Raw genomic sequence first — 19,840 nt, 5'->3', positions numbered from 1 at the left:
TGAAGGGTATCCCTCCCTCCCCCGGAGGGAGAAAGCCAGAGCCTCCCTACCCCAAAAACCGGCGCATCCGCAAAAACGGGATGATTTGCCGTTCGAGCGGCCAATCCACCATCATCGGCGCGTAGGCGATTCCGCTGGCGGCGCAACGCTGGGCCAGCGCGGCCCGCCATGCTTGCACTGCTGCCCGGTAGGACGCCAGCGTCTCGTCGTCGAGATCGAGCGCCAGCCGTTCACCAGTCTCGCTATCGACCAGATCGAGCGGGCCGTGCAGGTTGGGCGCGACTTCGGCTGGGCTAAGCAGGTGCAGCGCCATGACTTGCCAGCGTGGAGCCGGCAGATGCCGGGCAATTGTTTCGATAGGCATCGAGGTTAGGAGATCGGAGATCACCAGTGCCAACCCGCCTTGTGGCCGCCGCTGCGCGACTTGCTGCGCCGCCTGCGCTAAATCGGTCTGGTGGCCCGGCGCTAGCGCGCGCAGGCTGCGAAACAATTCCACCGCCAACGCTTTACCGCGGGCCGGCCCAAAGACCAACGTCGCTGGCGCGCCGGCTACGACCGTGACTTGATCGCCGTGCGCCAGCGCCAGATACCCAATCGCGCCGGCTAGTTGGATCGCCAACCGCAGCCGCGCCGGTTCGCCTGTCACCATGCTGCGCGACGTGTCAACTAGCACGCTCACCGCCACCTCTTGCTCAATCTCGCCCAACCGCACCAGCAGGTGTTCTTGGCGGGCGTAGGCATGCCAATCGAGATAACGCGGGTCGTCGCCATGCACGTAGGGGCGATGGTCGTTGAAAATGGTGGCCGGCATCTGCTGGCGGCTGGGGTGTTGGCCCACGATCGGCGTGCCGCGCAGCGTGCGCTGCGCTTGCAGACTCAGCCGTTCGAGCCGGTGCAAGAAGGCTTCGTCAAACAGCGGCGGCTCGGTTGTGGCCGGTTTACGGCGAAAAATAGTTGCGAACCACATCGCGTACATCCGTGGGAATGCGTAGCGGATCGTCGGCGGTTTGCACAGGGCCGCTGGCGCTGCCACCGCTGTTCGACCGGATCGACAATCCACCCGGTTGGTTGATGCTGGCTTGACCAGTGCTCGTACCCTCAGCCGGCACTTGGCCGTCGCCGCTACTTTCGATCTCGAACGGCCTACCATCGGTACCGAGTGGGCTAAACGTTTGCTCGCGGCGCTGGCTGCCGGGAGCATTACCGGCCCCGTCGCCGCCATCAGCCACCGGCGCGGATGGTTGGCGCTCAAGCGCATCGGCTAGCGCCTCAACTCCGGCGGCGCCGGCCAGCGCATCGCCAAATTGCAGCGCGTCAGCCGTAGCCCGCATCTGATCGGCCAGATCGGGCCGCGCTTGGGCGATGTCGCGCGCCGCTTCGCGCAACGCTTCGGCGATGGCTTCCCGCGCTGCCGGCGAAATTTCGCCCATCTGATCGGCCAGTTCGCGCAACGCATCAGCCGCGCCAGCGATGTCACCTCGATCCAACGCCTCAGCCGCCGGGCGGGTGATGCTCTGATCGCGCAACGCATCGGCCAGCGCCGACAGCACCCCCGGATCGGTTCCGCTGGCAGCGGTTGGCTCCCCTGTGGGTGGTGGCGGCTCTGGCGAGGACGCTTCGACCACCGGATCGGGCTGGTTCAAGGCCGGCAACGGCTCGGCGCTGCCGACCGGCGGGATCGGTGGACTGACTAGCGTCTGCAATCCGGCCAATACCAGCAGTAACGCGCCCAACATGAACGCATCCGGCCAGAGCGGTCGTCGGGGTTGGTTGACATAATGTTGAATGCGATTGGCACTCTCTAGGGCTTGCTGCGCTAGTTGGGCCGCGACCCCGCTTGGCGCGCCGTTCAATTCCAGCGCGGTACTCAATTGCTCCTGCAACCGAAACCGGCGATCGAGCCGCCGGGCCGCAATTTGGGGCGTTAAGCGGAAACGCAGCGCCTGCGTACCGCCAATCACGGCGCTTCCGGCAATGATCCAGCCGAGGAGCGCCGGTGGCAGTGATGAGAGCCCCAACACAGGTAAGATGGCGCCAATACAGGCGATGATGAAGCCGGCGCTGATGGCGCGCACCAGCGTTTCGATCGCGTGCTGACGCCAGCGTTGGGCGCTGAGTTGGCGGAGCTGTTGCGCGAGTTGGTGTTGCATACTGGCAGTGTACCACAATCTGATCGGGTACAATATGACACGCCGATGAGTTTTTGGGGAGTGGGGAATAGGGAGTAGGGATGGGGGGAGATGGTTCATTTCCACCGGTCTCTGTTTCCTGCGGTGCTGTCATGAATGAGGAGAAGCGATATGAATGATCTGCTCGCGCTGCTGGACCGCCGGGTGGCCGAGGGTCGCCCGTTGCGGGTGGGCTTGATCGGGGCCGGGAAGTTTGGCACGATGTTTTTGGCGCAGGCCCGCCGGGTGGCCGGGTTGCACGTGCTGGGTGTGGCCGATCTGGCACCCGATCGGGCGCGGGCGGCGTTGGCGCGCGCTGGCTGGCCCGTCGAACAGTACGCAGCCGCGTCGCTGGCCGATGCGCTGAAGACAGGTGCGACATATGTGGGTGATGACGCGGCGGCCTTGATCGCTGCCGATGGCCTCGATGTGATTGTAGAGGCGACCGGCGCGCCGGCGGCGGGAGCGGCGCATTGTTTGCTTGCAATTGAGCATCGCCGCCACATTGTGATGGTGAATGTCGAGGCCGATGCGCTGGTGGGCCCCTTGCTCGCCCGGCGCGCCGCCGAGGCTGGGGTGGTCTATTCGCTGGCCTACGGCGATCAGCCGGCCCTGATCGCCGAACAGGTGGAGTGGGCGCGGGTTTGTGGCTTCGAGGTGGTTTGCGCCGGTAAAGGCACCCGCTACCTGCCCCATTATCATCACAGCACGCCAGAGACGATCTGGCAGTATTACGGGTTGAGCGCCGAGCAAGCGGCGGCTGGCGGGATGAACCCGCAAATGTTCAATTCCTTCCTCGACGGCACCAAATCGGCGATCGAGATGGCGGCGGTGGCGAATGCCTGCCATCTGCCCCCGCAGCCGCACGGCCTTACCTTCCCGCCGTGCGGGGTCGATGATTTGCCCCACGTCTTGCGCCCGCGTGAGGCGGGCGGCCAACTCACCCACGCCGGCACCGTCGAGGTGGTCTCGTCGCTCGAACGCGATGGCCGCCCGGTCTTCCGCGATCTGCGCTGGGGCGTCTATGTGGTCTTTGCCGCGCCCGACGACTACGTGCGGCGTTGTTTTGCCGAATATGGTCTCGTCACCGATTCAAGCGGCGTCTATAGTGCGCTCTACCGCCCCTACCACTTGATCGGCCTTGAGTTGCCGATCTCGGTGTTGCGGGTGGGCTTGCGCCAAGAAGCGACCGGTTGCCCGCAGGCGTTTTTGGGTGATGTGGTGGCGGTGGCCAAGCGTGACCTCGCCGAGGGTGAGGCGCTCGATGGCGAGGGGGGCTATACGGTCTACGGCAAGCTGATGCCGGCGGCGGATTCGGTGGCTGCCGGCGCGTTGCCGATCGGTCTCGCCCACGGTATCCGTACCCTGCGCCCGATTCCGGCTGGGGCCGTCGTGCGCTGGAATGATGTCGCTTACGAAACGAATCATCCGACCGTGCGCTTGCGCCGGTTGATGGAGCGCACAATGGCGCCGGGGGTGACCCAATGACAGTGGCGTTGCTTGGTCTTGGCTTGATGGGCCGGCCAATGGCCCGCACCTTGTTGGCCGCTGGCTGGCCGGTGATCGGCTGGAATCGCTCGCCGCTCGATCCCGCACTCACCGCCGGGATTCCGCTGGCGGCGACGCTGGCCGAGACCGCGCAAGCTGAGACGCTCATCCTCATGCTGAGCGATTCGGCGGCGGTTGACGAGCTGCTTACGCGGCTCGATCCGCTATTGCGGGCCGGCCAGTTGGTGATCGATATGGGCAGCTCCGATCCGCTCCGTTCGCAAGCGCATGCGGCGGCGTTGGTGGCGCGCGGGATTGGCTGGGTGGATGCGCCGGTGTCGGGCGGCCCGGAAGGGGCGGCGGCGGGAACGCTGGCGATTATGGTTGGTGGCGCCGAGGCGGATGTGGCGCGAGCATGGCCTATCTTGAGCGCGTTGGGCCGCCCGACCCACGTTGGTCTGGCTGGGGCCGGCCATACCGCCAAAGTGATTAACCAGTTGATCGTTGGGCTAACGATCCAAGCGGTCGCCGAAGCGACGGCGCTGGCCGAGGCGTATGGTCTCGATCCGGCGCTGCTTCGCGCCGCGCTCGCCGGCGGCTTTGCCGACTCGAAGGTGTTGCAGATCCACGGCGCGCGTATGGCTGCCCGGCGCTACATCCCCGGCGGCAAAGTGACGACGCAGCTCAAGGATCTGCGCATGGCGGCGGCGATGGCAGCGGCGGCGGGGATCGATCTGCCCCACCTGCGCGATACCATCACCCGTTACGAAACGTTGGTCGCCAGCGGGAACGGTGACCTTGACCATTCGGCCTTGCACATGTTGCTAGCGCAAAAGACGACCTCGTAGGGACATTGCAGCGCAATGTCCCTACGGCGTCACGGCGGCGACGTTCATAACCGTGCGCACCGGTAGGCGCGGGATGGCAAGCAACCGGGCCGGGAGCGTGCTCCTCCCGGCCCGTGCATTCGCCATTACGACCGGTGCTTACCGCTGCACGAGTGGTACGTAAATCCGCGCAGGGATAAGGCAGCTCTCGCCCGCCGTGAAGGGAAAGTTATTGACGCTCAACCCGGTCAAGTCAGATATCGTAGCGCTAGCCGGCATATCGAGGCGCAGCGTACCGGCGCCGGCGCCGATGGCGACGGTGATAGTGTACGTCGCTCCGCTGCCGCTAACGCTCGTAACGCTCGCGCCGCTCAGAGTGCCGGTGGCGGTTAGCGCGAAGTCATCCGCCGTCACTCCGACGACTGGCTCATCAAAACTGACTTGGAACTGCACGCTGGCAGCGCTGGTAGGGTTGGGGTTGCTGCGAGTGATGGCTTGTACCGATGGTGGTACGAGGTAAGCGGCCACGTAATCGGCTTGCGGGATGCCGGCAGCGTTGGTGAAGTCGCCACCCACTACACATTACTGCCGCGCACCGCGAGGGCATTGACCGAGCCTTTCAGTGCGCTTTCCCATGAGCCGAGGTTTGTCCATTGCGCAGCGTCGCCAGCAAGGGTTTGGAAGATGGGAACCCGCTGCGGGTCGAGGGTGACCTGCTAGCCGCTCACGTCAATCGTGCCGCTGAGGGCGCCGTCAAGTCGCAGAGTGCCGTCGGGGTTGAGCAGGTGTTCCACCGGGATAGCAGGCGCGGCTTCAGCAGCGGGGAGCGACGGATGGAGGGTGACGCGCATGCCGCTGAGGAGGAGAGCGAGCGTAGCGATCAAGGTGATGATTGCGGTTCGGAGGCGCATGGGACGTATTCCTTTCACGAAACGATGACAGTCGCCGAGTGGGACTGAATGGTCGTTAGGTTGCTGAATAAGGTCTTGCTAGGCTGTATGCGCCGCCGAGACTGAGTTCACTGGGGTTGGAACAGAGAGGCATCGGTGGCTATGAACGTGTTTTTTTCGAGTCATACTCCTGCAAAGAATTGATGTCAATCACGTGATCGGGTGATGTCGCACGCCGAGAGCGCGTCTTGCGTTGGTGCGGTGGGCAGCGTCGATGAAGGCTCATGCTAGTGTTCGCAACGAGTATGGCGGGCGTTAAACCGTGGGGAGTGTTCGGGTTGCGGTTCCGTGAGGGAGGGGCATTGCGCCGCAATAGGACATCGCGGCGCAATGCCCCCACGGCGTCACGGCAGCGACGATACCGCGCCGGAGGCGTCGTTGAACCGGTAGCCGACGTGCGGTTCGGTGATGATGTAGCGCGGGTGGGCGGGATCGGGTTCGAGCTTGACCCGCAGCCGCCGGATGACGCCTTTGACGTAATCAGTTGCGTCGGCGTATTGTGGCCCCCACACCCGCTGCACAATTTGGCGCGCCGTGACTACGCCGTTGCGGTGCGCTACCAGTTCGGCCAGCACGGCGTATTCGATTGGGGTTAAGCTCACCGGTTGGCCTTGCCGTAAGACGATCCGCCGGGTGGTGTCGATCACCAAATCGGCGCATTCGATCAGCGGCTGCGGGGCGCGGCCTCGCCGCAATACGGCCCGAATCCGGGCCAGCAATTCGCTTAGCCGGAAGGGTTTGACCAGATAATCATCGGCCCCATTGTCGAGCGCGGTGACAATATCGGCTTCCGCGCCTTTGACGCTGACGACGATGATCGGCGTTGCGCTCTGCTGGCGAATCTGCTGGCAGACGCCAATCCCACCCAGTCTCGGCATCACCAGATCGAGCAGCACCAGATGCGGCTCCACCTGCCGGAACGCCGCCAACGCCGTCTCGCCGTCGTGAGCGGTGGCCACCTCGTAGCCTTGCGCCCGCAGCGCCGGCGTAATTGCGGCGACAATCCCCGGATCGTCATCGACAATTAGAATGCGCTGTTTCATGCTGACCTGTCCTCACCCGGCCACGCTGGCGGTTCGTTGCTCACCAGCGGTAACACGATCCGGAACACGCTCCCGCCCCCCGGCCGGTCGTCAACCCAGATTTTGCCGCCGTGGGCAGTGACGATACCGTGACAGATTGCCAACCCGAGTCCGCTGCCGCTGCGGTGGCTGCGCCGGTCGCGTTCGAGATACACCCATCAAATGCTCCTTCCTGTGAAGTTATATCATCTCTGACTATACCCGATACGATCGGGAGATGTCAAAAGGAATCCATCCCTGATACACCCGATCCCTGCCGGGATCTGTCAGTCACACCCGGGAACGGTGATACGTATGGGGAGCATGCATTGTCCTCCTCAGCACACAGAGGACGTCTGGTATGTCTATCCCGATCGTAGCAATCCGCCCATTGGGCGGATATGTGGGCGGTATGGGCGATGACGAAGGCTATCCTCCGGTGTGGGAGCACGCGATAGGGTACGGAGAGCGGCGATACGGTAGGGGGTGATCCGTCGCCGATGACCGCACCGGACCTGGCGATACGCACAGAAGGAATGGTGGTTCATTCCACTTCAGGAACGACATAGACAGCTTCCCCCATCCGTGTGCATCCATCGCATCCGTGGGCACTGGGGAAAGGGACACGAATTAAAACGGATGGGGCGGATGTCCACGGGTATAGACATCCCCTCCCATCCATGCACATCCGTCAGTATCCGTAGGCCCTGGTGAAGAGGACACGGATTAAAACGGATGGGGCGGATGTCCACGGGTATAGACATCCCCTCCCATCCATGCACATCCGTCAGTATCCGTAGGCCCTGGAGAAGAGGACACGAATTAAAACGGATGGGGCGGATGTCCACGGGTCAGATAGATAGACATCCTCTCCCATCCGTGCGCATCCGTATCTTACCGACGCTCCCACAGCCACTTGAGGAATTGCCAACCGCCCGGCAGGGCCACCGCAGCCAGCGCGATCTTGATCGCATCACCGAGCAAGAAGGGCAAGACACCTTTGACGATTGCATTCACCGGGCCGATATAGAACGCCAGCCACGTCGCGCCGATCAGATAAATTACCAACGTCGCCAGCGCCATCGAAGCAACGGTCGTCAGGAAGCGACGATCCCAACCCCGCGCGGCCAGCCAGCCGGTCAAAGCCGCCGCGATCGGGAACGAAATCAGATAGCCGCCGGTTGCGCCGAACAGGTGGGTATAGCCGGCTGCACCGCCAGCGAAGAAGGGCAACCCAATCGCGCCTTCGAGCAAGTAGAGCAGCAATGCCGCCAAGCCCAAGCGCGGGCCGAGGAGGCTGCCAACTAACAACACCCCCAACGTCTGCCCGGTAATCGGCACCGGCGAGAAGGGCATCAGCGAAATGCGGATTTGCGCGCTAAGCGCCACAAACAGACTGCCCAACACCACTAACAACGTGTCGGCCACCAACGGATAGGCCAGCCATCCCCGGCGCGGCAAGATCGCCTGCGCCAGCGTCTCGGTCGTGGTCAATGTCCGATTCATGACACCTCCGCCACATCAAAGCCAGTCCACTCAGTGACATAGAGTATAGCCGATCTGGGGCAATTGTGAAACAGGCATTGGCACAACTACCCCGGCATGATGGTGGATGAATGGTAACAAACCTCCGTTCACCGCGCCAACACGCAATGCAACGGATCGGTTTCCAATTCATGAATCTCTTCGTCGTTGAGCTGCCGCAAACCGAGATTCGCATACAACATGGCGTCAATTGCGGCGGGCAAATCGGTTGATGCACCTTGAACCAGCGGCAGCAACTCGGCAGGACTGCTGGCCTTCACCCCCAGATGCGTCGCACGGAGGCTCGCAAACGGCGCAGCGACGATGCCATCAGCGCGTGCTTCGGCCAAACCCATACTCGAAGAGGGCATGATCAGGGTCTCATCGGTGACCAGTTCTGGCAACGTGGTATGCAGACTACGGAAGAGGAGATCTGTCCACGCTGCCGGATGACCACCCAGATCGGTGCGTCCGCAACCGGCCAACAACAGGGCATCGCCGGTCAACAGGAACCGATCGCCAGTCGGCGAGATCACGCGGTACACGAGATGGCCGGGGGTATGGCCGGGGAACCAGTGCGCTTCGATCAGCAAATGGCCGACCGGCAGCCGCTCACTGCCAAGCAACGGCATGTAGTCAAGATGGGCCGGCAGCAGGGTGCGCGGATGCAACGCATCATACGGATGCAGGTAGAGCAAGGTATGGCGCGTATTGGCGAGTAGCGCTCCGCCGGACAACCTTCCAGCCGAGAGGTGGGTAAGCAGCACGCAGGTCACGTCGGCTTGCGCTGCTGCTGCCGCCTCTTGGTAGAGATGGATTTGGAGTCCGGGATCGATGACTGCCGCTTCGCCGGCGCTGATGATCACGTAGCTTAGATCACCGCGCGCTGGGCGCGCGATCTGCACGATCTGCCCCCAACTGGCGTTCACCACTTCGTGAATGGCATGAAAATCGAGCCATGCGCGGAAGCCGCCGATCAGGTACCGCGCATTGATGCCGCGTTCGGCCAGCAGCTCGGCAACGTATTGCGAGGAACCTTCTTTAGCGCAGATGACCGTAATCAGCCGATCGGACGGCACGCGGGCAATTGCGCTCTCATCGTCTTCGATAAACTCAAAGTAGGGAATGTTGAGGGTCGGAATAGGTCGGCGACCGCGCACCTGATTGCGCGCAAACTCGACCTCATTGCGCACATCGAGAATGAACAGTGGCTGTTCGGCCAACAGCTCAGCATACAGCTCAGCCGGACTCAGAACGCCAACGCCGGTTTGCAATCGTTCGAGCGTCGTCATCGCGCACTCCTTTGCGTTGATTGTGCCTCTTCGCGCAACCGTGAAAACAGTTTACCCGCCGCAACTTGGTGAAACAAGCACAAGTTAGACGAAGTTGAGTTGTGATTTGTTTCTCAGAGGGGATAGGGCACAGCGGCGCTGCGCCCGGGCTGAGCGCAAGCGCCGCTGATCGCTAGGGGGCCAGATTGTGCGCTGGATCGTTTGGGGCCGGATTGCGGGCCGGGCGCGGTTTGGACGGCTGGAACGAGACCAACACTCGATAGATGGTCAACAACAGCACACTACCGCCACTCAGCCAGTACAAGCCGGTGAGAATATCGAGGTCGCTACCGCTGTAAATGGCATGCAAGAGGCTCAGAATCCAGATCACGAAGCTGAGGAAGTGAATCAGCCGCCACATTGTTCGACCAATCCACTGCTTGATGTAGAAACTCAGTCCAACCACCGCCATGCCGTACAGTGCAAGCTGGCCTAAACCCACCCACAACGGTTCATAACCGACATAGCCGAAGGGTGTTAGAACTTCTGTCAACGTCGCACTGATGTAGCGGTCGCCAAGCAAGATGAGAGCGTGGAAAATGGCGAAAGCGAGACCCAACAGGCTCGCATGCTGGTGGAGATCGAATGCGCCCGGTCCTCCCGGCCACAACCGTGCCATACGGTTGGTCATGAGTAAGCCAAAGACCATCGATAACCAGAGCAAGGAATACGCAACAACGGCACTACTGCGCGAGAGATACCAATAGGCTTTCGGCTCATCACCGCTCAACGACCAACCCAATCCCGGCGACCATACCGGCACGACGATCACGGCGGCGAAGGCACCGAGGATCGAACCGAGCAAAACGATCAGCAACATCGGCAACGACATGGCTGGTGGGAGATCAACAAGATCGGGATTGGCCGTCATCGTGCGTTGTGATCGCGCTGCCGGCTGTGCCGACTGAGCTGCTGCCCGCGCCGGGCGAGACGGGCGAGACGGCGCCACCGGTTCCGCCTGAACGACTTCGGCTGAGGTTGATTGGTCGTTAGTGAGTGGTTCAGTGTTCATAAGCGATGTCTCCTCATGAAGTTGGGATTGTCGTTGGTTGCCAGCAATAGCGGGCCAGATTTGGTGTGCGAATGATCGTACCGTCAAGCCGCATTAGTAGAGCAGCTAGTTGAGGACGATCCGCTAGCCAGAGTAAACCTGCCTCAGAGCCGAGGATGACGACAGTTTTGGCCGCCATTTCGGCGATGGTAAGGCTGGGCGCGACAACAGTTGCGGCCAAGATATCGGTAGCAGCAGGAGAACCGGTGCGTGGATCGATCAGATGGTGCTGCCATCGATCACCTTGTTGCCAGCGCCGATAATCGATGCCGGAGGTAGCTACTCCACCACGCCGGAGCAACAGAAGTTCGAGATCGGCATCAGGATCGCGTGGATCGGCCACTGCAATCGGCCATGGCGCACCGTTGCGCTGTAGCCCACTGATGGCAACATCACCACCGGCATCGACAAGTGTAGGAAAGCGGCGACCCAAGCGGCGGGCAACGAGGACCGCCGTCCAACCCTTGGCACTCCCTCCTAGATCGAGCTGTACCCCAGCGGGGAGTGCGATAGTACGCCGACGCGGATCAAGCCGAATCTCTTGCCAATCGGGAGTAGGATGGGCAGGGGCTGACCGACGCGCGACCCCATCGGTGAGGGTAGCAAAATCGCGATCGTAGCCGGCAGCGACCAGTGCAGCACCGACTGTCGGCGTAACAATACCATCGCTAGCAGACGCAGACCGTAAGGCATACTGCACGGCACGCCACAGCGTGTGTCCAACCCGAACCGGCCCACAACCGGCGCGTCGGTTGAGCGCCGACAGTTCACTGTGCAAACGGAAGCGGCTCAGAATCTGCTCGTAGCGCAGAAAGGTTCGTCGAGCGACATTGAGAGCCGAGCGTGCTATCGGATCATCACTGTCGATTACGATAGTGATCGTTGAACCCATCGCGCGAAACTGTAGCCGCTGCATGATGCTTCCTCCACTTACCGTGACGAACGGGTACGAGCCGCCGGAGCGGGACGGGGTGCCGGTGCCGGTACTGAGACTTCGCGCAGGGCCGGAGCCGGAGCAGGTGCCGCTGCCGGAGCAGGTGCCGCTGCCGGAGCAGGTGCTGCTGCCGGAGCAGGTGCTGCCGCCGGTCGTTCAGGGATGTTCAACGGCGCCACCGTTGGCAACACCGGGATACCAGGTGCCTGCACCAGCCAATTCGGAAGAGGCTGACGTTCTACCAACGGCTCCTCAACCACGATATTCGGTGTTGTTGCAGCTACATCCATCAGGGGTGGGTTTTGTGTCGTCAGCCAACCCCAGCCACCGATAGTAGCGGCCAGTGCCGCTGAGCTGATAAACCACTTGAGACCGGTGACATCGGCGCGAGCAGATTTACGCTGTTGTTGCATGGTATATCCTCCTCTTGTGGATTGCAATGAACGTTGGGGTCACTACACGGGCAGTGGGTGGACTAGCATTGGGTAGTCCACCACCCGGATTGTCAAACAGCGACTAGTCGTCATCGTCCTTATCCTTATCCTTATCCTTGTCCTTGTCCTTATCCTTATCCTTGTCTTCGTCCTTGTCGCCATCGCCATCATGTTTGACTTTAGCATAGACGACCTGACCGTTATAGGCATCAACATAGACTTCGCTACCATCGGTGAATTTGACTTCATAGACATCGACGCCATGCTCATATTCACGCTTCACCTTTGCTACGGTACCGCCGCCAAGGTAGGCAGTTGCCGCTGCAATAGCTTGGTCTTCACCGATCGGATTAGCAGCTTGTGCAACTTCAACGATAGTGTTGGCTAAAATCGCACCGGTTTGCGCATCGATGTAGATGGCGCCACGATCAAAGACGACCTCATAGGCCGGCGTACCTTGTAAGCTGACTAACTCAGGGGCGCGCATCAAGGTGGCACCACCGGCATTGGCGACGGCAATGGCTTGGGCTTGCTCAAGCGAGACTGCGTAGGTCGGAGCCGGAGGTGCTGCTGCCGGGGCGGGAGCCGCTGCTACTGGAGCCGGAGGTACTGCCGGAGCCGGAGGTGCTGCTGCCGGGGCGGGAGCCGCTGCTACTGGATCTGAAGCTGCGGCAGCCTGTGACGAAAGTTCCTGCTGAGCAGCCTCAAGACGTCGGTTTGCTTCCGCTAAGCGTTGATTGGCTTCGGCGAGAGCAGATTGATATGCTGCTTCGCGCTCACGGATCAACGCTTCGGCAGTTGGATCCAAGGCCGGTACGGTTATGGGAGTTGACTCAATCACGATCTCGGTCGGTAACGATTCAGTTGGTGTGGTGACACTCAGTTGATTAACGACACCACCGATTACCACTAATACGAACGCAGTTAGGGCCACCGAAATGAGAAATAGGGTCCGATTCATACGTTAATTCCTCCTTTAACAACGTGTGACAGAACTCGGTTTAATCGTCGTCATGCTCGCCGGTAGTAAGTAAGTTGCCTGCATAGCCGGGTGTACCGGCAATCAGTGCCTGCACCTCTTGTGGGTTCAGTTTTGCCTCAGGATGGGCTAGTAGATACTGACGGGGCGGCATTTCACCCTCAAGTACGACCTCGGCAATCTCTTGGGCTAATTCAGCCGGTTCGCGCAGCGGCAGCGAGAAGTTCAGCTCGTTACGTCCTTTGATCACGTCATACGTCACCAGCCACGACACCGGCGCGACCTTGCTGTACCACGGCCAGACCGTTTCGTTGCTATGACAGTCGTAGCACGCGCGGCGGGCGATGCTTGCTGCTTCGGGTGTCGTCCACGCCACATCTGTCACTACCGGTGGATTGGTTTGCCATGCCCACACTGGTACGGCTTGGATAGCGACAAAGAAGATCACGATGGCAATTGCTACATTGCGAGGCCGGAATAGTCGCTTCAACATAGGTCATCTCCGTTGCATTGTTCAGGTTCCGCCTATAACCATAGTGGTGCTTGCTCAAAAGAGTCTTAAAATGAAATGCGGATATTCCAATCTTTTTCCAAGGTTGGGAGAGTATAAGTACAAGAAAGCGGCTGACCACACGTGTACGGGTATCACTCACTAGAATATGAGTGCACAAATCCCAAGCTTGGCTGAAAATGTTGCGAGTGCTGCAACGTTGTCAGTTTCTTATCATCCTCAGGAGTGAACAGTGCGCATTTTGATAGTGGAAGACGACAAACGGCTGGCACGACTGATCGAGCGCGTCTTACGCGAAGAACGCTATACCGTCGATGTCGTCCACGACGGTGAGAGCGGACTTGATATGCTATTGCAGGGCGTGTATGACGTCGCCGTGATCGACTGGATGCTACCGGGGCGCGATGGACCATCGCTATGCCGAGCAGCACGAGCAGCACGGCTACCAACGGCGCTCCTCTTACTTACCGCACGCGGACAGCTCGAGGATAAAGTATTGGGGTTTGAAAGTGGAGCCGACGATTATTTAGTTAAACCATTTGCATTTGAAGAGCTGCTGGCGCGTGTGCGCGCATTAGGACGGCGCTTTAACCCGAGTCTTGGCAATAACGAGCTACGGATCGGCGCTATCGTTCTCGATTTGCGTAACTACACGGCCCGTCGTGGCGAACGCCGACTCGAGCTGACACCAACCGAATGGCGGCTGCTCGAATATCTGATGCGAAACGCCGGGCAAACTCTCACTCGTCAGCAAATCCTTGATTATGTCTGGTCGTTTGAACATGATGTACAACCGCAAATGGTTGATGTGTATATTTCATACTTACGGCGCAAATTGAATGCGCCGGGTGAAACCGATCCAATTCTAACAATACGCGGAATTGGGTATCGATTGGAGGCAGAACGTGCTTAAACTACTGATGAAGAGCGTGATCCAATCGGCCTCAAGCGTGAAGCCAGGTGCCGATTGGAGGCAGAATGTGCTCAAACCACTGCGTTGGCAATTTACTTTTCTCTATACACTTGCCGCTGTTGTAATTATTGTTTTAGTCGGTGGTGGTGCCTATACAATTGTGAACCGCTACTTCGAGCAGATTACCGATCTTGCTTTACAGCACAAAATGGTGCATGAGTTTCATTCGCTCAATGCGCCACTGCCACCAGAATTGGCAACAGCCGACATGGATTGGTCAGTCTTACGAGCGGAAGGAGGGACGAATCGAACCCGGCGGCTAACCCCAGAAGAGGCCGGGCGGATCGCACTTGCCGTGCGCGGTGGCAAGATCAAGAGTGTAAAGTTGAAGGATGCAGCCAACGAGTACGAAGTCAAGCTGACCGATAACAGCGAAATCATCATCGATGCGTATAGCGGCAAAATTCTTGAGATTGAGATCAAAGGCGAGCACCTAAATCCGCCGACAACCACGTTACTGTCGGCAGCTTATGACGCCGAACTAGCCGCGATCTTCGTGCTGCCACTCGACGCCCAAGGCCGCATTCTGTTTAATCCCAACCCAGCAGCATTACCAATGACTGCGCATCAAGAAGCGCTAGCGGCTGCTCTACGGAACGGTTCAGACTTACGCACAATTACGACGATCAACGGGGAGCAGGTACGGTTATTAACCTACCGGCTTACTCGGCCTGACGGACCGGCAGCGCTGCAATTAGGTCGGGTGATCAGTGATCAAAATCAGGTGCTCTATCAGTTGATGACGGGATTAGTTAGTTTTGGTATCTTCGGCGCGATACTGATCGGGATTGCAAGCTGGTTGCTCGCCGGACGAGCACTACGTCCGGCGGAGGAGGCATGGGTGCGCCAATTGCGCTTCATCTCGAGCGCCAGCCATGAATTGCGGGCGCCGTTGACGCTCATCCGGGCCAGCACCGAAGTGGCATTGCGGAATGCTGAAGATGAGGATCAGCGTGAACTTTTGACCGACGTGCTGACCGAAAGCGATCACATGCGCCGGCTGGTCGATGATCTGCTGACACTCTCGCGGCTCGACAGCGGGGCGTTGACTTTACAACGCCAACCGATAGCACTTAACGATTTTCTGGCCGATCTCCATCGTCACGTTAGTCGGCTCGGTGAAGAGCAGGGCATCAACGTTACGTTAGCGCGAGCCGAAGGTACGGTGTTAGGCGATCCCAATCGGTTGCGTCAGATTCTGCTGATCCTAATCGACAACGCGCTGCGCTATACTCCGACCGGCGGAACGATTACGATCACCGCCGAACCGGTTGGTAAACAAGTAAGGATCGGTGTGCGAGATACCGGCTGCGGCATCCCGACTCAGCATCTCCCGTATCTCTTCGAGCGGTTTTATCGCGTTGATCAGGCACGCAATCGATCGAATAACACCAATAATGCCGGTCTTGGGCTCTCGATTGCCAAAGGCTTAGTTGAGGCCCATGGCGGCACGATAGGGATCGAGAGTGAGGTTAACCAAGGAACACTGGTGTGGTTCACCATCCCAGCCGCGTAGCGAGGCGCAACCGTGCTCGCTCCATCGCCGGGTTACCACGTCACACTCATCATCGCACAGTTGAGACCCGACCCAATTCCCAGCAGGCCGATATGATCACCGGCACGCACACGCCCGGCTTCGACGGCTTGAGCCAACGAGATCGGCAAGGCAGCCGGCCCGATGTTGCCAAGGGTCGGAAAGTTAAGAAAGAGCTTGGCCGGCGTAATCCCTAACGCTTTGGTTACCGCGGCCATATGGCGCGCACCGACCTGATGGGGTGCATAGAGCGCGATCTGGCGATCACTCCAGTTGGGTAACGTCTCTTGAGCTAATTGCCACGTCGCCACGGCCAACTCAACACCGGCATGCATTAATGTAGTGGCATCGGTCTTCATATAATCGGGCTGACCGAGGCAGAGGTGATTGTATTGGGTCGCCGCCAGTGTAACCACACCGTTCAAGCGATGGCCGCTGCGCGAGAGGCACTCGTGGGTGAGCAACATCGCGGCGCCGCCCGACCCCAAGGTGAGGGTCGCGAAATTGTCGCGCAAATCTTGCTTGGTGGTTTCTGGCCGACGCAAGCGGCGGATGGTCGCCATCACCGCATCTTGCGAACCCTCACCATCGACAATCAGCGCATAATCAATCGTACCGGCATCGATCATCATCCCGGCAATTGCCATCCCGTTCAAGAAACCAAGGCATGCATTCCGCACATCGAAATTGATTGCGCGCGGTGAAAGACCGAGGTTGCGGTGAACAAAGCAAGCCGTTGAAGGTTCGAGATAGTCTTGACACACCGAGGTGTTGATCAACAGACCAATCCGCTCGCGATCAATGTTGACCCGGCTCAAGAGCTGCTCGGCGGCCATTGTCGCCACGGTGCTGGGCAGGGTTTCCTCATCCCAAAACCGGCGCTCGCGAATACCCGATAGCGCCTCAAGCTTGCCGCGCGGGAAGCGGAGCCGTTCCATCGTTTCGGCGATCTGATCTTCGATCCAATCGGACGTAATGCGGTGGGGGGCCAGTACGTAGCTGACCGCTTCGATCATGACATGGCGAAAGAGCACCCAAGCCTCCGTATTGTATCTGCTATCCCTTGCAGCAGTGAAACTGCCGCACGCCATAGAGGACACCCTTGCGACGGTGAAACTGCCGCACGCCACAATGCTGCTATGCTGTCTGCTGAGCAAACGTGCGCCGCAACCCCTCTTCGATGCTAATCCGTGGCGTATAGCCGAAATCGTGTTCCGCCGCGGTATGGCTAAACCAGTGCGAATGGCTCAGCTCGTGTACCATCAACCGGGTCAGCGGCGGTTCGCCGGGCAGGCGCAGCGTAGAGTAGAGAAACTCAAGCACGGTTGCCAGTCGGTAGGCGGTGCGGGCCGGGATGCGACCACGTACCGGTGGGCAGCCGGCATGGGTAAGAATCTCGCCAATAAACTGCCAGAGATTGACCGGGCGCTCTTGGCCGATAAAGTAGGCCTTGCCGCGCACCGGCGATCGCTCGCCGAGGGCCGAAGCTGCAAGCAGATGTGCTTCGGCGACATTTTCGACATAACTGACATCGACCAGATTCGCGCCGTCGCCAATTTGAAACAGAGCGCGGCGGCGCGCGCGGCGCAGCAGACGGGGCAAGATATGCGGGTCGCGCGGCCCCCAGATCAGATGCGGGCGCAGCGCCACGGGAGCAATCTCGGTCTGCGCCAGCACATAACGCTCGGCAATCGCCTTGGTCTGCGGGTAAGGCGCAAGGTAACGCGAGGGGTATGGCGTCTGCTCATCAGCGCCGTGGATGTCCTCCATGCCAATCGCGACTGACGGCGTCGAGGTATAGACCAGTTTGGGCACACCGGCCCGGATCGCCGCCTTCACCACGCGCTGGGTCGCGCTGACATTGGCTTGGTAGAAGTCGTCGTAACGGCCCCACAAACCGGCTTTAGCCGCGACGTGAAAGACGGTTGTCACACCACGCATTGCGCGGGCCAACACCGGCGCCGATTCGGGTGTAGCCAGATCGGCGCGAAATGTCTCAACACCGAGCGCTCGCAATTCAGGATATTCGCCTCGCCCAACCACACGCACGTGGTCGCCGCGGGCTAAGAGTTGTTCAACCAGATAGCGGCCAACAAAGCCGTTGCCGCCGGTGACAAGAGCGATCATTGCGCCACACCAAAGAGATTGTCGCTTGTCCGTAATAGGTTATGTGCCGTCTCACTATTTCTTGGCAGTCGTTCTCAAACCGACATTCCTTTCGCTTACGCCGGAGATTGCTTCGGAGGCTACGCCCCCTCGCAATGACAACAGACCTAAGCGTCATACTTCACCCCGGCGCGTGCAACTGCTTGGCCGCCCAAACCGCCAGTTGCTCGCGAAAGATTTTGGCATTGTGGCGAATATCAACTGGAAACGAGGGGTAGATCAGGAAATCTTGAATCACCGCTGTCATCTCGGTAGTGGCGGCCAGTTGGCGCAATTCGGCTACCAGTTGCGCCGGCGCAATCCGGGTATCGCGGCGCAGTTCGACAATTACGACCGGCAGTTGCGCGCCGTCTGGACCCACCCCAACCAGCGCCGAACGGAAGACGGCGGGGTGCTGGTTAAAGAGTAGCTCAACCGGCTCGGTAAAGAGCGGGCCGCGGGCCGTGATCACGCGCTGGCTCTTGCGGCCATAAAACCAAAGCCGCCCGTGCTCATCAAGATAGCCGAGATCACCCATACGGTGCCAGACGCGATCGCCATCGGCAATCTTAGCTAGAGCCGTTGCTTGGGGCCGGCCCACATATTCGCGGGTCACTGCCAGCCCGCTCACGCAAATCTCGCCGATCACGCCTGCCGGGAGAGACTGGGTTTCTTGCCACGACCGGATCGGCTGATCGCTGATCGGAATAATCGCCACTTCTACGCCGGGGGCCGGCCAGCCGACACAGGTGCCGGCCAGTGGCGACGGCTGCTCGGCGCGGGCCGCCAGCACCTCGCGCCCGCTGATCGACGTGACTGGCAAGGCTTCGGTGGCGCCATACGGGGTAAAGCTATCGGCAGGCGGGGTCAGAATGCGCTGCAACCGTTCGTGGAGATGGGCCGGCACCGGCGCGCCGGCCATCAAGACGCGCCGCAGCGATGGCAAACGCATATCATGCTCAAGGCAATACGCAGTCACTTTTTCCCAAATCGCCGGCGAACCGAAGGTCGAAGTCACCCCCACATCCTGAATATATTCAACCACTGCCGCCGGATCGCATTGGGCAGGGCAAGTGGGATCGATCGGCGGGATAGCCGAGGTGATGCCGAGGGCGACATTAAAGAGAGCAAAGAGCGGGAAGGCCGGCATCTCGATTTCACCCGGTTCGAGGCCAAATAGCTCGCGCAAGGTGTTGATCTGTGCCTCGAACATGCCATGGGTGTAGAGCACTCCTTTCGGCGTGCCGGTGCTGCCGCTAGTAAAGACGATCGCTGCTGGATCAGTGGCGGCAACCTCAGCCAGCGCAAACGGCGTCTTGATTGCGACTTCGAGTTCGCGTAACGCCGCCGCGCCGGGCAGGGCCGGGCCAACCGACACAGTCCGCGTGATCGTCGCGCAGGCGCGGGGGAAGATGAGCCGGAGCAGATGCGCACGCGGCGCGCCGATAAGGGCTTCTGGAGCCGCTTCGGCAATGCACTGGGCCAAATTGCGCCGACCCATCGCCGGATCGATCAAGATTGGCACACACCCCGCCTTGAGCAAGGCAAAGGTCAGGCTGATCAACGGCCCACCCGCCGGTACCATCAGTAAGACCCGCATCCCCCGACGGATGCCATAGGCAGTCAATCCCCACGCCAAGCGATCGCTAGCCGCGTGCAAGCCAGCAAAGCTCTGCCGGCGATAGATGACCTTGCCGGCCCGATCGTGCCCAACACCGGTAATCACCGCCGTCTGATCGGGAACCTGCTGCGCCATCCACGGCAGATAGCGGGCGATATTCGCGCCGTCTGGGGTGGTGCGCGCCCGCTTCAGATCAAGCGCGCGAGAGTAAGCCATGGGTGCTCCTTGCTAACAAACTGCTCGATGGATGCGAGCATGCCAGCCAACCTAGCGTCGCTTTCGCGCTGAATGCAGGCCACGGAACAATGC

Annotated in this window: 20 protein-coding genes; 4 read left to right on the top strand and 16 right to left on the bottom strand. The window is 60.3% G+C overall.

Going from position 1 to position 19,840, the window contains the following annotated elements; translation table 11 throughout:
* Positions 1–46: 46 nt before the first annotated feature.
* Positions 47–967 carry a DUF58 domain-containing protein gene (locus U9R61_RS12770; RefSeq protein WP_322489202.1) on the bottom strand — a complete coding sequence of 307 codons (921 nt, stop codon included), beginning with the start codon at positions 965–967 and terminating at the stop codon, positions 47–49.
* Entirely contained in the window at positions 939–2,150 is a 1,212-nt protein-coding gene (locus tag U9R61_RS12765; protein ID WP_322489201.1) for a hypothetical protein, read from the bottom strand. The genes U9R61_RS12770 and U9R61_RS12765 overlap by 29 nt, the downstream gene beginning before the upstream one ends.
* A gap of 150 nt (positions 2,151–2,300) precedes the next feature.
* On the opposite strand from U9R61_RS12765, the gene U9R61_RS12760 reads away from it, so the two are divergent.
* Both U9R61_RS12760 and U9R61_RS12755 read left to right on the top strand, forming a co-directional pair.
* Positions 2,301–3,656, top strand: coding sequence for an NAD(P)H-dependent oxidoreductase (locus U9R61_RS12760; RefSeq protein WP_322489200.1), 1,356 nt, complete (start codon positions 2,301–2,303; stop codon positions 3,654–3,656).
* The gene (locus U9R61_RS12755) at positions 3,653–4,504 is read left to right on the top strand and encodes an NAD(P)-dependent oxidoreductase (RefSeq protein ID WP_322489199.1); all 852 of its coding nucleotides are present in this window, start codon (positions 3,653–3,655) and stop codon (positions 4,502–4,504) included. The genes U9R61_RS12760 and U9R61_RS12755 overlap by 4 nt, the downstream gene beginning before the upstream one ends.
* Positions 4,505–4,642: 138 nt before the next feature.
* Here the strand turns inward: U9R61_RS12755 and U9R61_RS12750 are convergent, their stop codons facing one another.
* The 11 genes from U9R61_RS12750 to U9R61_RS12700 all read right to left on the bottom strand — a co-directional run bounded on the left by U9R61_RS12750 (position 4,643) and on the right by U9R61_RS12700 (position 13,240).
* A complete protein-coding gene (locus U9R61_RS12750; RefSeq protein WP_322489198.1) occupies positions 4,643–5,059 on the bottom strand; it encodes a hypothetical protein in 417 nt (138 codons plus the stop codon).
* 140 nt (positions 5,060–5,199) lie between these two features.
* Positions 5,200–5,394: a hypothetical protein gene (locus tag U9R61_RS12745; protein WP_322489197.1), complete on the bottom strand. Its 195-nt coding sequence runs from the start codon at positions 5,392–5,394 to the stop codon at positions 5,200–5,202.
* Positions 5,395–5,777: 383 nt separating this feature from the next.
* Positions 5,778–6,476: a response regulator transcription factor gene (locus U9R61_RS12740; RefSeq protein ID WP_322489196.1), complete on the bottom strand. Its 699-nt coding sequence runs from the start codon at positions 6,474–6,476 to the stop codon at positions 5,778–5,780.
* Complete coding sequence (locus tag U9R61_RS12735; protein WP_322489195.1) at positions 6,473–6,670, bottom strand: HAMP domain-containing sensor histidine kinase; 198 nt, start codon at positions 6,668–6,670, stop codon at positions 6,473–6,475. The genes U9R61_RS12740 and U9R61_RS12735 overlap by 4 nt, the downstream gene beginning before the upstream one ends.
* Positions 6,671–7,388: 718 nt before the next feature.
* Positions 7,389–8,000 carry a biotin transporter BioY gene (locus U9R61_RS12730; protein WP_322489194.1) on the bottom strand — a complete coding sequence of 204 codons (612 nt, stop codon included), beginning with the start codon at positions 7,998–8,000 and terminating at the stop codon, positions 7,389–7,391.
* A 128-nt stretch (positions 8,001–8,128) separates the two neighbouring features.
* The gene (locus tag U9R61_RS12725; RefSeq protein ID WP_322489193.1) at positions 8,129–9,310 is read right to left on the bottom strand and encodes an MBL fold metallo-hydrolase; all 1,182 of its coding nucleotides are present in this window, start codon (positions 9,308–9,310) and stop codon (positions 8,129–8,131) included.
* Positions 9,311–9,482: 172 nt separating this feature from the next.
* The gene (locus U9R61_RS12720) at positions 9,483–10,361 is read right to left on the bottom strand and encodes a hypothetical protein (RefSeq protein ID WP_322489192.1); all 879 of its coding nucleotides are present in this window, start codon (positions 10,359–10,361) and stop codon (positions 9,483–9,485) included.
* A 13-nt stretch (positions 10,362–10,374) separates the two neighbouring features.
* The gene (locus U9R61_RS12715; protein WP_322489191.1) at positions 10,375–11,316 is read right to left on the bottom strand and encodes an FAD:protein FMN transferase; all 942 of its coding nucleotides are present in this window, start codon (positions 11,314–11,316) and stop codon (positions 10,375–10,377) included.
* A 14-nt stretch (positions 11,317–11,330) separates the two neighbouring features.
* The gene (locus tag U9R61_RS12710) at positions 11,331–11,747 is read right to left on the bottom strand and encodes a hypothetical protein (protein ID WP_322489190.1); all 417 of its coding nucleotides are present in this window, start codon (positions 11,745–11,747) and stop codon (positions 11,331–11,333) included.
* Between the two features lie 103 nt (positions 11,748–11,850).
* Positions 11,851–12,729 carry a PepSY domain-containing protein gene (locus U9R61_RS12705; protein ID WP_322489189.1) on the bottom strand — a complete coding sequence of 293 codons (879 nt, stop codon included), beginning with the start codon at positions 12,727–12,729 and terminating at the stop codon, positions 11,851–11,853.
* Positions 12,730–12,769: 40 nt separating this feature from the next.
* A complete protein-coding gene (locus U9R61_RS12700; protein ID WP_322489188.1) occupies positions 12,770–13,240 on the bottom strand; it encodes a heme-binding domain-containing protein in 471 nt (156 codons plus the stop codon).
* A gap of 250 nt (positions 13,241–13,490) precedes the next feature.
* Between U9R61_RS12700 and U9R61_RS12695 the strand changes: the two genes are divergently transcribed.
* Together U9R61_RS12695 and U9R61_RS12690 are read left to right on the top strand one after the other, a co-directional pair.
* A complete protein-coding gene (locus U9R61_RS12695; protein ID WP_322489187.1) occupies positions 13,491–14,171 on the top strand; it encodes a response regulator transcription factor in 681 nt (226 codons plus the stop codon).
* A 67-nt stretch (positions 14,172–14,238) separates the two neighbouring features.
* The gene (locus tag U9R61_RS12690; RefSeq protein ID WP_322489186.1) at positions 14,239–15,747 is read left to right on the top strand and encodes an ATP-binding protein; all 1,509 of its coding nucleotides are present in this window, start codon (positions 14,239–14,241) and stop codon (positions 15,745–15,747) included.
* Positions 15,748–15,779: 32 nt separating this feature from the next.
* On the opposite strand, the gene U9R61_RS12685 is transcribed toward U9R61_RS12690, so the two are convergent.
* The 3 genes from U9R61_RS12685 to U9R61_RS12675 form a co-directional block, all read right to left on the bottom strand.
* Entirely contained in the window at positions 15,780–16,799 is a 1,020-nt protein-coding gene (locus tag U9R61_RS12685; protein WP_322489185.1) for a 3-oxoacyl-ACP synthase III, read from the bottom strand.
* 103 nt (positions 16,800–16,902) lie between these two features.
* A complete protein-coding gene (locus tag U9R61_RS12680; protein ID WP_322489184.1) occupies positions 16,903–17,892 on the bottom strand; it encodes an NAD-dependent epimerase/dehydratase family protein in 990 nt (329 codons plus the stop codon).
* Positions 17,893–18,052: 160 nt separating this feature from the next.
* Positions 18,053–19,747 (bottom strand): fatty acid CoA ligase family protein, encoded by a 1,695-nt coding sequence (locus U9R61_RS12675; RefSeq protein ID WP_322489183.1) that lies wholly within the window; start codon positions 19,745–19,747, stop codon positions 18,053–18,055.
* Between the last annotated feature and the right edge of the window lie 93 nt (positions 19,748–19,840).

This window comes from Chloroflexus sp., assembly GCF_034431535.1.
Lineage (GTDB): Bacteria > Chloroflexota > Chloroflexia > Chloroflexales > Chloroflexaceae > Chloroflexus.
Note: the sequence above shows the minus strand (reverse complement) of the source record. Positions and strands in the feature narration are given on the sequence as shown.